This window comes from Streptomyces sp. NPDC052052 (assembly GCF_040680455.1).
GTDB lineage: Bacteria > Actinomycetota > Actinomycetes > Streptomycetales > Streptomycetaceae > Streptomyces.
Map to the genome: position 1 here is coordinate 74,599 of NZ_JBFAWU010000005.1, position 12,998 is coordinate 87,596.

General features: G+C 69.5%; 10 protein-coding genes. 8 read left to right on the forward strand and 2 right to left on the reverse strand.

Annotated elements, in window-relative coordinates:
* Nucleotides 1-58 precede the first annotated feature (58 nt).
* Together AB0L71_RS07655 and AB0L71_RS07660 are read left to right on the forward strand one after the other, a co-directional pair.
* The gene (locus tag AB0L71_RS07655; RefSeq protein ID WP_365239254.1) at nucleotides 59-769 is read left to right on the forward strand and encodes a ribonuclease HII; all 711 of its coding nucleotides are present in this window, start codon (nucleotides 59-61) and stop codon (nucleotides 767-769) included.
* A 60-nt stretch (nucleotides 770-829) separates the two neighbouring features.
* A complete protein-coding gene (locus AB0L71_RS07660; RefSeq protein ID WP_365239257.1) occupies nucleotides 830-1,444 on the forward strand; it encodes a hypothetical protein in 615 nt (204 codons plus the stop codon).
* 80 nt (nucleotides 1,445-1,524) lie between these two features.
* Here AB0L71_RS07660 and AB0L71_RS07665 read toward each other — a convergent pair whose 3' ends face one another.
* Nucleotides 1,525-2,154 (reverse strand): hypothetical protein, encoded by a 630-nt coding sequence (locus tag AB0L71_RS07665; RefSeq protein ID WP_365239258.1) that lies wholly within the window; start codon nucleotides 2,152-2,154, stop codon nucleotides 1,525-1,527.
* A 215-nt stretch (nucleotides 2,155-2,369) separates the two neighbouring features.
* Nucleotides 2,370-4,541, reverse strand: coding sequence for a RecQ family ATP-dependent DNA helicase (locus tag AB0L71_RS07670; protein ID WP_365239261.1), 2,172 nt, complete (start codon nucleotides 4,539-4,541; stop codon nucleotides 2,370-2,372).
* 112 nt (nucleotides 4,542-4,653) lie between these two features.
* On the opposite strand from AB0L71_RS07670, the gene AB0L71_RS07675 reads away from it, so the two are divergent.
* The 6 genes from AB0L71_RS07675 to AB0L71_RS07700 all read left to right on the forward strand — a co-directional run bounded on the left by AB0L71_RS07675 (nucleotide 4,654) and on the right by AB0L71_RS07700 (nucleotide 12,914).
* Complete coding sequence (locus AB0L71_RS07675) at nucleotides 4,654-5,952, forward strand: DUF4192 domain-containing protein (RefSeq protein WP_365239263.1); 1,299 nt, start codon at nucleotides 4,654-4,656, stop codon at nucleotides 5,950-5,952.
* Nucleotides 5,953-6,388: 436 nt separating this feature from the next.
* Entirely contained in the window at nucleotides 6,389-7,153 is a 765-nt protein-coding gene (locus AB0L71_RS07680; protein WP_365239265.1) for an NUDIX domain-containing protein, read from the forward strand.
* A 112-nt stretch (nucleotides 7,154-7,265) separates the two neighbouring features.
* Nucleotides 7,266-9,038, forward strand: coding sequence for an ATP-binding cassette domain-containing protein (locus AB0L71_RS07685; protein WP_365239267.1), 1,773 nt, complete (start codon nucleotides 7,266-7,268; stop codon nucleotides 9,036-9,038).
* A 159-nt stretch (nucleotides 9,039-9,197) separates the two neighbouring features.
* Nucleotides 9,198-10,085 carry a FadR/GntR family transcriptional regulator gene (locus AB0L71_RS07690; protein ID WP_365239270.1) on the forward strand — a complete coding sequence of 296 codons (888 nt, stop codon included), beginning with the start codon at nucleotides 9,198-9,200 and terminating at the stop codon, nucleotides 10,083-10,085.
* 324 nt (nucleotides 10,086-10,409) lie between these two features.
* Nucleotides 10,410-11,954, forward strand: coding sequence for an RNA polymerase sigma factor (locus tag AB0L71_RS07695; protein WP_365239272.1), 1,545 nt, complete (start codon nucleotides 10,410-10,412; stop codon nucleotides 11,952-11,954).
* A 132-nt stretch (nucleotides 11,955-12,086) separates the two neighbouring features.
* Nucleotides 12,087-12,914, forward strand: coding sequence for a serine protease (locus AB0L71_RS07700; protein ID WP_365239275.1), 828 nt, complete (start codon nucleotides 12,087-12,089; stop codon nucleotides 12,912-12,914).
* The last annotated feature ends 84 nt before the right edge of the window (nucleotides 12,915-12,998 follow it).

Genomic DNA, 12,998 nt, shown 5'->3' on the forward strand with positions numbered 1-12,998 from the left:
GCTGTCGGGCGCCCCGGGGTGTTGCCTGCGCGGCCATCGGCGTACGCTGACAGGCGCCATGCCGTACGAACCACCTACGCACGCCGTCGAGCGCTCACTGCGCGCCACCACCGGCGCCAAGACCGTTGCCGGTGTTGACGAGGTCGGACGCGGAGCGTGGGCGGGGCCGGTCACCGTGTGTGCGGCTGTCACCGGACTTCGCAGACCGCCCGCCGGACTCACCGACTCCAAGTTGATCAGCGCCAAGCGCCGCGCGGAGCTGGCCCCGTTGCTCGAGAGCTGGGTCACCGCGTTCGGTCTGGGGGAGGCCTCTCCGCAGGAGATCGATGACCTGGGGATGACGGCAGCACTGCGCCTCGCGGCTGTGCGCGCCCTCGAAGCCCTGCCGGTGAGGCCCGACGCGGTGATACTCGACGGCAAACACGACTACCTGGGACCGCCCTGGCGGGTCCGCACCGTGATCAAGGGCGACCAGTCCTGTATCGCGGTCGCGGCTGCTTCGGTGATCGCGAAGGTCCGACGGGACACGATGATGGCCGAACTGGGCGCGGACTCCGGCGAGTACGCCGCCTTCGCCTTCGACGCCAACGCCGGCTACCCGTCTCCCGTGCACAGGGCCGCGCTGGAGGAGTGGGGTCCCACCCCCCACCACCGCCTCTCGTGGTCCTACCTCGACGCGCTGCCCCGGTGGCAGCACCTCAAGAAGGTCCGCATCTCCGCCGAGGCGGCCGCACTGGAAAGCGGGGGCCAACTCGGCTTCGACTTCTGATCGCGCACAAGTGCCCACCCGCTGACGCCCTGCGTGTCGGCGTTTGATAGACAACCACCCATGCCTCTCATACCCGAGGAGCCTCAGATTCACGAGAGCGCCCAGGGTCCCCGCGTCACTTCGGCCGCAGGCCGCACCGCGTCGACCCCCCGTCCTGTACCCGGTCCGCGTTCAGCGGCCGTGCCGCGTCCCGGTCGACCGGGACCCGGCCCCGCGAGGCCCGCGCCCCCGGCGCAGCGCTCGCACTCCATATCCGGCCAGCCGAAGGCTGCCCGGCCGGAGAACCGTTCCGCACCCCAGATCCAGCTGATCCCCGCCTCGGCCGCCGGCGCACTCGACGCCGCCGACGAAGCGGTGGACCTGCTGCTCGAATCCGGACGCGCACCGGGCGACATCCTGGTGCTCACCACCGGTGAGCAGCACCCGTGGGCCGCGCACGAACTCACCTTCGGCGAGGCCGCCTACTGGGCACAGCAGGAAGCGGGCGACGACGTCTTCTTCGCCGGTGCCGCAGCCGTGGAACGGGTGAAGGGCCGCCCCGTGGTGATCGTCGCCGTCAACGGTGGTGACGCCGTTGCGGGCGCCCTGGCCGGTGCGCAGGAGCGCGCCGGTGCCCTGTTGATCGTGTGCGGGGACCCGCAGCGGATCAATACAGTGCTCGGCGTCGGCGCCTGATCCGGCATCCGAGCCGCAGGGCGCACGAGCCGTGGTGACCCGGCTGCCCGTCCGGGCAGCCGGGCACCCGCTGACCGTGGTCAGCGGGCCGCGGTGTGTCGCAGCACCTGAGCCGCACCGCCGCCGGTGCGCAGCGGGGCCGGATCACGGTCGAGCGACGCGTCGCCGAGAGCGGAGGGCCGCGATGTGGAGTGGGGGCGACGTCCTCCCCGGCCCTCGCCCAGCACCTGCCAACCGCCGCCGGTCAGCGTGATGTACGCGCCGCAGCGAAGGCCGTGCAATGTGCAGGCGTCCCGCAGACCCCACATCCACGCCCCGTCCTCCTCCGTCCAACGCGCCTCGCCCTCGCGGCAGTAGAGCAGTACCGCGGTGCGGACAGGTGTGCGGCGACGCAGGTCGTGCGGGATCACCCGGCGCAGATGTGCCAGCAACGCGTTACGGAATTCCCAGCCGTCCGCCGCGGTCGAGCGCCGGGTGAACGAGGCACTGGCCGCGAGGCGTTCCTCGGGGTCGAGTACGGCCACGACTGCGGTCGCGGGGGTCGGTTGGTGCCGTGCGTGCAGGCCGCTCACGACGTCGCGGGGACTGCGCAGCAGCGGTATGCCCGCTTCGGCCCACTCGGCCGGCTCGAGTATTCGGGCAAGGCGGTTGGCTGAATCGGCGGATACCGACGTCGAAGTGGCTGCTGACGAAGCGAATCCGAAGGTCACGATCCTCCCTTCGCATACGCACCCGATGCGGGGCAGGGACGGGTGGGGGCGCACCGCGGCACAGCCCTTCCGGGCCGCGAAAGGACCGTGCGGGGAGCGAGTCCAATTCTCCCTGGCGTAACGGCAGGCGGCAACGAGCAATTGACGCGGCTGGCGGGAATCAGCAGAAATGACTCTGATATCCCTGCCCACCCCCGCCCGGATGACGCCACTCATCACGCCTGAACAGCGAGGACCAGTGGAAACACCCCCCGCGCCCCGGCCCGGCGCAGTAGCCGTGTCGCCACGGCCAGGGTCCAGCCGGTGTCCGAGAGATCGTCCACCAGCAGGACCGGACCGTCTGCCGCGGCCAACGCGTCGGCCAACTCGGGCTCCACGACCAGAGCCTCGTGCAGTGCACGGACCCGCTGCGCGCTGTTGGTCTGGGAGATCCGCACCCCCTCGGAACCTGGCGCATAGCTGACGCTGCCCAGCAGAGGCATCCGGCCGACCTCGGCGATGCGGCTGCCCAGCGACCGGATGAGCTGCGGCTTGCTGTGCGAGGCGACGGTGACCACCCCGACCGGTCGAGGGGCGGCGTCCGCCGTTCCGGATGCCCAGCCTCCGGGTCCCTTGGCCCAGTCGGCCAGTACCTTCACCACCGCGCTGGTCACGTCGTCCGGCACCGGGGCATCCGGCGTCTGCGCGGCCAGTATCGGGCGGAGTCTGTTGCCCCAGCCGATGTCGGAGAGGCGGCCCAGTGCGCGTCCGGTGAACGACAGCTCCCCAGCCGGGATACGGCCCTTGAGATCGACGCCCACGGCGGCAAGTCCCGTGGGCCACATCCGGCGGGGCTCCACCTCCACGCCAGGTCTGCCCAGTTCGCCCCGTGCACCGTCCAGGGCCGCATCGGACACCTGGGTGTCGAAACGGGCACCGGCACAGTTGTCGCAGCGCCCGCATGCGGTGGCTTCCTCGTCGTCCAGCTGGCGGCGCAGGAACTCCATCCGACAGCCGCTCGTCGTTGCGTAGTCGCGCATGGCCTGCTGCTCGCTGGCCCGTTGACGGGCGACCCAGGCGTAACGATCGGAGTCGTACACCCAGGGCTCGCCCGTGGCGAGCCAGCCGCCCTTGACCCGCTTGACCGCGCCATCGACATCGAGCACCTTGAGCATGGTCTCCAACCGGGTGCGCCTCAGGTCGACCAACGGTTCCAGCGCCGGCAGGGAGAGCGGGCGACCTGCCCGGTCGAGAGCGTCGATCGTCCTTCGGACCTGTTCCTCGGGAGGGAAGGCAACCGATGCGAAGTACTGCCAGATCGCCTCGTCCTCCCTGCCTGGGAGCAGCAGTACCTCCGCATGCTCCACACCGCGACCCGCGCGGCCCACCTGCTGGTAGTAGGCGATGGGGGAGGAAGGCGAGCCGAGGTGGACGACGAAGCCCAGGTCGGGTTTGTCGAATCCCATGCCCAGCGCGGACGTGGCCACCAGGGCCTTGACGCGGTTGGTGAGAAGGTCGTCCTCCGCCTGCTGGCGTTCGGCGTTCTCGGTGCGGCCGGTGTACGACGCCACCGTGTGCCCGCACTGACGCAGATACGCGGTGATCTCCTCGGCTGCCGCGACCGTCAGTGTGTAGATGATTCCCGATCCGGGGAGCTCCTTGAGATGATCGCCCAGCCAGGCCAGCCGGTGGGCGGCATTGGGCAGTTGCAGGACACTCAGGCTGAGGCTCTCGCGGTCCAGCGGGCCTCGCAGCACGAGCGCATCCGTGCCGGCGCCGGTACCCAGCTGTTCCGCGACATCCGCGGTCACTCGTGCGTTCGCCGTGGCGGTGGTCGCCAGTACGGGGACACCACTGGGCAGGTCGGCCAGCATGGTCCGCAGGCGCCGGTAGTCCGGCCGGAAGTCATGACCCCAGTCGGAGATGCAGTGCGCCTCGTCGACCACGAGCAGCCCGGTCGCGGCGGCGAGACGGGGCAGGACCTGATCCCGGAATTCGGGGTTGTTGAGCCGCTCGGGGCTGACCAGCAGCACATCCACCTCTCCGGCCGCCACCTCGGCCTGGACGGTGTCCCACTCCTCGACGTTGGACGAGTTGATCGTGCGGGCGACGATTCCGGCCCGGGCCGCCGCCGCGACCTGGTTGCGCATCAAGGCCAGCAGTGGCGACACGATGACCGTCGGGCCACCGCCCTGCGCACGGAGCAGGGCGGTCGCGACGAAGTACACGGCGGACTTGCCCCAACCGGTTCGCTGGACGACCAGGGCCCGGCGCTTGTCGGCGACAAGCGCCTCGATGGCCCGCCACTGGTCCTCCCGCAGTCGCGCGGCATCTGAGTCGTCCCCGACAAGCCGGGCAAGTACGGAATCGGCCGAGGCCCTGAGCTCTGCGCGGTCTGCGTTGGTCATGCCCCCATGCAACCCGATGACTACGACAAACCGCGAACGGCCCCGCGACCCCTGTGGATAAAGTTATCCACAGGGGTCGCGGAACATGGCCCGCCCACGGCACGGTCGAGGCATGAACCAGCACCACGAATCCACCGGTCCGGCCGACGAGCAGCAGATCACACTGCGAGGGCCTGCCGAACTCGCCGATGCCCTCCCGTATCTCATGGGTTTCCATCCGAACGACAGCGTCGTCATGGTCGCCCTGCACGGCGGCCGGGGACGCTTCGGCGGTCGACTCAGGCTCGGAATCCCGAAGGCACCCCAGGAATGGCCACACGTCGCCGAGCAACTGGCCGAGTGCTTGATCAGGGGAAGCCAACGACGTGGGCAGCGCCCGGACGCGATTGTCGTCTTTCTCTGCCAGGATCCGGCTGAGGGCGAGAGCGGCAACCAGATCATGGAGCGGCTGAGGCCCCTCGCCCAACGTCTGCGTACGGCCTGCGGGGCGCTCGACGTACCCGTGCTCGAAGCGCTCTGCATCTCTGACGGCCGCTACTGGTCGTACTGCTGCCCGGACGAGCGTTGCTGCCCGGCCGAAGGCAACCAGTTGGCCCTCCCCGGCACCTCGGTGATGGCCGCTGCCGCCACATTCGCGGGCATTCAAGTGCGCGGAACACTCCGGGAAATGGAGGCCAGGTTCGCGCCCCTGAACACCTCGGCGGCTGCGGAGCAGCAGCAGGCACTCGATTCGGCCGGGGCCGAGCTGGTGCCGAAGATCCTTGATGAGTCGGGGCGCCAGGACGTGGCCCGGGACACTCTGGGGCTTGCCCGAAGTCTGATGAAACGGCTCCGGGAAGCGCCGATGACGGTGTCGTCCGCAGCGGACATGACCGACGACCGGCTGATCAGCCATGACGAGGCAGCCGCGGTGATCCTCGGCCTGCAGGACCGGGACACCCGCGACAAGGCCGCCGAATGGATGGAAGGCCCTGAAGCGGATTCAGCGTTGCGGCTCTGGCGGGCGCTCTCCCGTCGCTGCGTCGCACCGTACGAAGAGCACGCTGCGGCACCGCTGACGCTGGCAGGGTGGGTCTCCTGGTCGACGGGTGACGAACCGGCCGCACGGGTCGCATGGGGGCTCGCCCTGCGGGCAGATCCGGGGTACACCTTCGCTCAACTTCTCCATGAGGCGTGCAACCAGGGCCTCGACCCCGAGACACTGCGCCGTTGTCTCCGGGGCGAGCGCGGTGACCGGACGGCTCCCCACGACCACCGTGCGGGCGGGACCGTGCGGCCCCGCACGGCACGCCCCGCCACTGCACGGCGGAAGAAGGCTTCACCAGGCTCCCGTCGCCCCAGGACGGTTGATGTCCGGCGCCGTTCCGGGCAGGCCGCCCCCAGCCGCCGTGGATCCAGGGGCGGCCGGTGATTCCCGCGTTCCGTCGCCCCGCCCCCGGCTCTTCCAGCCCGACCGGGTGGCCACCGGTGCCTGACGTGCTGTCCTGAAGAGGGATCCCGGGGGCATGGCAGCGGTGGGCCGGTACCGGCACGGTGTGGGGGCATGAGCTGTAAGGGATCCGCATGTCACCGGTGCGGGGGTCTCACCCCCCGGGGGTGAGACCGTGCCGTCGCTGAGATCGATCGTGGTCCGACCGCAACAGCACCGGGAAGTTCAGGAAGGCGTCGGCCGGTGTGCGTGTTCGGCGGCCTTCGGCCCCGAAGGCCGAGGCCCAGGGGCTCCCGGCGACCGGCGGAGGGGCCCGGGCGCGAGCGGCCTGGGGCCGACGCGGACTCCCATGGCCCGGCGGACGAAGAACAGAGCGAAGGGAGTGTTTATCGTCAGGAAGACGACTATGATCACGGGCATGCCGCCCTACGACCCGTCGACCTTTCCGCCCTTCGCTGTGACCGTCGACCTGGTCGTGCTCACGGTGCGCCGCCATGCGCTCTGCGCACTGGTGGTACGTCGCGGTGAGTCTCCGTTCCAGGGGCGGTGGGCGCTGCCCGGCGGGTTCGTCAGAGCCGATGAGGATCTCGGAGCCGCGGCAGCGCGTGAGCTCGTCGAGGAAACGGGGCTGTGTGCCCAGGATCCGGCAGCCCCAGCGGTCGGCAACGGAGCTCATCTCGAACAGCTCGCCACGTACGGCGACCCCGGTCGTGACCCTCGGATGAGGGTGGTCAGCGTCGCTCACCTCGTTCTGGCCCCCGACCTTCCAGCTCCCCGGGCGGGCGGCGATGCGCACAGCGCGCGATGGGCGCCCGTCGAGGACCTGCTCGGGCCGGAAGGAAGTGTCGAACATGAGGGTGAGAACCGGACCCTGCTGGCCTTCGACCATGCGCAGATCCTCGCCGACGGCGTCGAACGGGCGCGCTCCAAGATCGAGTACTCCTCCCTGGCCACCGCTTTCTGCCCGCCGGCGTTCACGGTCGGTGAGCTTCGGCGGGTGTACGAGGCGGTCTGGGGTGTGGTTCTCGACCCGCGGAACTTTCACCGCAAGGTGACGGGCACGCCCGGTTTCCTCGTGCCTGCCGGTGGGACGACCACTCGGCAGGGTGGTCGCCCCGCCCAGCTCTTCCGGGCCGGTGCGGCCACGGTGCTCAACCCGCCCATGCTGAGGCCGGAAGTCTGACTCCGCGGAACGCCCGCAAGGGCGATGCTGCACAGAATGCCGGATGTGTCGCGTTATCTTGCTGCGGTACCCGCCCTGCCGCCGAGCGGTTTCACCCTCCGCGAGAGAAGCGATGCTCCAGGCCATCGGACTCACCAGTGCCCGCCGCCGCGGCCTTCCGGCCGTGGTGGACGATCTGACCTTCGAAGCCCCGCCCGGCTGCGTCACCGCACTTCTGGGTGTCTGCGGCTCGGGCAAGACCGCGGCCCTTCGCCTGATGCTCGAACTCGACGCGGGCCTGGGGGTCACTCACTTCCGGGGCAGGCCATTGCACCGGATCCCGCACCCCGCGCGCGAGGTGGGAGTCCTCCTCGGGGGCGCACCGGGCCATCCTGACCGCACCGTCCGCGGTCAGCTCCGCATGCTCTGTGCCGCCGCCGGCGTACCGGCATCCCGGGCCGATGAACTGCTCGAAACCGTCGGCCTCGCCTGCCTCCGCGATCGACCCATCGGCGCGCTCCCGCCAGGCATGGACCGACTGCTCGCACTCGCTTCGGCGATGCTGGGTGACCCTCACACGCTCGTTTTCGACGACCCCGCAGAAGGTCTCCCTTCGTGCGAGGGGGGCCGGGTGCACGGGCTGCTGCGAGCCCATGCCGCGCAGGGCGGCACAGTGTTGTACACCACGACCGACCCCCATGAGGCCGCACGAACCGCAGACCGCGTGGTCACCCTCGACAAGGGGCGCATGGTCGCGGACCAGGACGTCGGCGCCTTCTCGCGGACCCGCCTCCGGCCACGGGTCGCGGTCCGCACTCCCCACGCAGCCCGGCTCGCCGCCATCGTCGGCCGAGAGGCCCGAGCCGCCAGGCGCTCGGTCGAGGTGGTCGCCGAAACGAACGGTCGCCTTTCCGTGTACGGATCCACCTGCGCGGAGATCGGCGACACGGCATTCCGGCACGGGCTCCCGGTGCACCGGCTCGCTGACGAAGTCGGTGACACCCGTCCCGCGGAACCCGTGGAGTCCCCGGATCCCGCCGTGTCCGTAGTCGGTGGGAGCAAAGATCCTTCCGATCCGCGGACGACCACACAGGCATCCGGTCCGGAACCACCGCCGATCCGGCGCCGTGCACCCCGTAGCCCGGTCCACCCGCTGCGATACGAGCTGCGCCGCTTCTTCGGTGTCAGGACGACAGCGGTGATCACGGCTGTCGTTCTGGTCGTGTCGGTCGGACTTTCCGTCCTTCTCACCTGCTTTGGTCATGCAGAACTGCCGAAGGTGTTGGTGGCCTGGCCATCGCCGCTGCCCCTGCCGCCCGCAGCGGCAGGGGCAGGACTGCTCGGCGCGCTCTCGTTCGGCGACGAATTCCGCTATCCCGCCCTCGCGGCCTGCCACGGCTCCGTCCCGCGTCGTCCGGGGTTGCTGCTCGCCAAACTGGCGGTGTCGGCGGGCGTCGCCCTGATGCTCGCTCTGGTGGTCGTGCTGACATCCGCCGGCGTCCTGGGCCTCGTCCACGGCGGTGAGATGATCAGGACTCCGCCGAATCCGTTGCACCTGGCCGCCAGTTGGGCGGGGGTGACCGTGGGCTGCGCCTGGGCCGGTCTCCTGGCCGCGGGGGTGTTCAGGGCGGCGGCGGCCGGGGTCGCCGCGGTACTCGCCGTTCCTGTCCTCGTCGTTCCGGTCGTCCGGAGCTTGCTGGCAGGGTCGCCTTCTCGCCCCGTCGCGGGGCTTCCGGCCGGCCTCCGTGGGCTCGTGCGGCCGGGCTGGCCGGACGAGGCGGACCCATGGGTGACAGGTGCTGTGCGGCTGCTGGTGCACCCGGTCGGGGCGGCACTGGCCTTGTCGTTGTCGGCCCTGACCTGTGCATACCTGTTCACCAGCCTTCGGAGCAAGGTCCGTTGGTGATCAAGGGGTGGCGGCGGATCAGCGAGGCCGCCCAACTCTCCGAAAAATGTCCGATTTGAACCAGTAAGGCGTCAATTGGGGGGTGGTTGCCGATCACCCTTTCGTGTGCTTTTCACCAAAGACCTCAAGAGGTAGCCGGACCGCGCCGACAAAGGATGCGTGAGTACCCTTGCGCACACCATGATGACCGCCGCCCGCTCCGCCGATTCCGGCCTCGCCGGCCCGGGTGAACTCGACCGCTACCCGTATGCGGAGGCGCCGGCCGGCGAGCGTGCCGCTCTTCGTTCCTGGGAGGGGCCCGACCCCGAGATCGGCCGCGGGGGCCGGCGTGGCTCGGCCAGTCGGGGTCGCGGCCTTCACGGCCAACTCGTTCAGCAGCTGGGCCAGATGATCGTCTCCGGGGACCTGGGCGCCGATCGTCCGCTCGTGCCGGAAGAGATCGGGCAGCGTTTCGAGGTCTCCCGCACTGTCGTCCGTGAATCGCTGCGTGTTCTGGAGGCCAAGGGCCTGGTCAGTGCTCGGCCCAACGTGGGTACCCGGGTCCGTCCGGTCAGTGACTGGAATCTGCTGGACCCCGACATCATCGAATGGCGCGCCTTCGGCCCTCAGCGTGAGGACCAGCGCCGTGAGCTGGGGGAGCTCCGCTGGACGATCGAGCCGCTCGCCGCACGCCTTGCCGCAGGCCATGGCCGCGAGGACATTCAGCAGCGCCTTGCCGACATGGTCGAGATCATGGGGCATGCCCTCGGGCAGGGAGACGCGGTCACCTGTTCCCGGGCCGACGCCGAATTCCACTCCCTGCTCATCCAGGCGGCAGGCAACCGCATGCTGGAGCACCTCTCCGGCATCGTCTCCGCGGCCCTGCAGGTTTCGGGCGGTCCCGTCACAGGCTGCGACCGGCCGGGCGAGGCATCCCTCGGTCACCACGCCCGGATCGTTGATGCCCTCGCTTCCGGGGATGCGGCCGGCGCTGAAGCCGCCATGCGTCAACTGCTTGTCGTCCACCCCGAGGTGGAGCGGGTGGTGCCCGCCCCCCGCGAGCACTGAGCGCAGCACAGCCAGGGTGTACGCACCATGTGTCGCCGGGCCGCTACGGTCCGGCGGCACAAATGTGGGGGGATGGGACCTCTCGTCACGTTCATCGCAAATGAGGTGTGACTCGGGCCACGCGGATTGGGCGTAACACTCCTCGAAACAGTGCGATGACTTAAGAGGTGACCGCCGCGGAAGGAATACAGCAGGCACTCAGTGCGCTGTGCAGTTCTGAGGCGATACCCCGCGCCGTCGGTACATTCCCAGCCCGGCGGTCGTCGGTCCAGTCCTCTGCAGGACAGGGCCGGAAGCCGTTTCCATCGTTCCGAGAGGTTGTTCGTGTCGGCCAGCACATCCCGTACGCTCCCGCCGGAGATCGCCGAGTCCGAGTCTGTGATGGCGCTCATCGAGCGGGGAAAGGCTGATGGGCAGATCGCCGGCGATGACGTGCGTCGGGCCTTCGAGGCTGACCAGATTCCGCCAACCCAGTGGAAGAATGTTCTGCGCAGCCTCAACCAGATCCTCGAGGAAGAGGGTGTGACGCTGATGGTCAGTGCCGCGGAGCCGTCAAAGCGTGCCCGCAAGAGCGTCGCAGCAAAGAGCCCGGTCAAGCGCACCGCCACCAGGACTGTCGCGGCCAAGACGACCGTGACCAGGACTGCCGCGGCCGCTGCCGCCCCGTCGGCGGAGTCCGTGGATGCGGTGGCCGACGAAACCGCCGCGGCCGGACCTGCGAAGAAGGCGGCAGCCAAGAAGACGGCTGCCAAGAAGACCGCCGTGAAGAAGACGGCTGCCAAGAAGACCGCAACGAAGAAGTCCGGAAAGCAGGACGACGATCTCCTCGACGACGAGGCCGTCGAGGACGTCAAGGTCGGCAAGGGCGAGGACGAGGAGGGCGAGGGCGAGAACAAGGGCTTCGTCCTCTCCGACGACGACGAGGACGACGCCCCCGCGCAGCAGGTCGCCGTCGCCGGTGCCACCGCCGACCCGGTGAAGGACTACCTGAAGCAGATCGGCAAGGTTCCCCTCCTCAACGCCGAGCAGGAGGTCGAGCTCGCCAAGCGCATCGAGGCGGGTCTGTTCGCCGAGGACAAGCTTGCGAACTCCGACAAGCTCGCGCCGAAGCTCAAGCGCGAGCTGGAGATCATCGCCGAGGACGGCCGCCGGGCCAAGAACCACCTTCTGGAGGCCAACCTCCGACTGGTGGTTTCGCTGGCCAAGCGCTACACCGGCCGGGGCATGCTCTTCCTGGACCTGATCCAGGAGGGAAACCTCGGTCTGATTCGCGCGGTCGAGAAGTTCGACTACACCAAGGGTTACAAGTTCTCCACCTACGCCACCTGGTGGATCCGTCAGGCGATCACCCGCGCCATGGCCGACCAGGCCCGCACCATCCGCATCCCGGTGCACATGGTCGAGGTCATCAACAAGCTCGCCCGTGTGCAGCGCCAGATGCTCCAGGACCTGGGACGCGAGCCCACGCCGGAGGAGCTGGCCAAGGAACTCGACATGACCCCCGAGAAGGTCATCGAGGTCCAGAAGTACGGTCGTGAGCCGATCTCCCTCCACACCCCGTTGGGTGAGGACGGGGACAGCGAGTTCGGTGACCTGATCGAGGACTCCGAGGCAGTGGTCCCGGCCGACGCGGTCAGCTTCACGCTCCTCCAGGAGCAGCTGCACTCGGTGCTCGATACGCTCTCCGAGCGCGAGGCGGGCGTGGTCTCGATGCGCTTCGGTCTCACCGACGGACAGCCGAAGACACTGGACGAGATCGGCAAGGTCTACGGCGTCACGCGTGAGCGCATCCGCCAGATCGAGTCGAAGACCATGTCGAAGCTGCGCCACCCGTCGCGTTCGCAGGTGCTGCGCGACTACCTCGACTAGATCGAGAGAGTTCACGGGCCGAGGGCCCGGATCCCATGGAGGATCCGGGCCATCGGCCTATCTGCGGGTGCGGCCGACGGCGAGCGGGGTGACTCTGGGTGAGAACAGTTCGTCACAGAGTCAGGAGTGCGCATGTTCCGTATCGCCTTCCGTGCGCTGGCGGGGGTCTTCGGCCTGGTTGGCGCTGCTGCTGCGATACCGCTCGGATCTGCCGCTCCGGCTGTCGCGGACAGCATTGTCATCGGTGGTCGGCCCGCACACGTCAAGGACAGTCCGTGGGTTGTGGCGCTGGCCAGTCGCGACCGGTTCGGGGACACGCGCGCCGGGCAGTTCTGCGGCGGTGTCGTGGTGGCGCCGAAGAAGGTGCTGACAGCTGCGCACTGCCTGAGCCGTGAGGCGCTCGGTGTCGATGTGGACAGGGTCCGCGATCTGCGGGTCATTTCCGGCCGGGACGCGCTGCGCGGGACGGGGGGACATGAGACACCGGTGCGGGAGACATGGAGCAATCCGGACTTCGACCCCGACACGGACGCGGGAGACCTGGCCGTGCTCACTCTGGCCGACGCGCTGCCTGTGCAGAGCGTGATCCCGATGGCCGAGTCCGGTGATGCGGCATACGAGACGGGAACCGGCGCCGTCGTCTACGGCTGGGGTGACACAACGGGAGACGGGGACTACGCGTCGTCACTCCGCTCTGCCGAAGTGAGCGTCTTGTCGGACAGCCTCTGTGAACAGGCGTACCCGGGCGGCAGTCAGGGCACGTACGACGCCTCGGTGATGCTCTGCGCGGGCGGACTGCTGGACGGGCACGACGCATGCCAGGGCGACAGCGGAGGGCCGCTGGTGGCTCGTGGGCGACTCATCGGGCTGGTGTCCTGGGGGAACGGCTGTGCGCTCTCCGGGAGCCCCGGGGTGTACACGCGGATCTCCGCCGCGATCGGCTGGATGCCGGCCGGGTAGCCGACCGGGCGGCAGATCACATGGCGAGAACGGGCGGCTTCCGGGGAGGAAGCCGCCCGTCGTCAGGTCTGGGACCCGACCCTG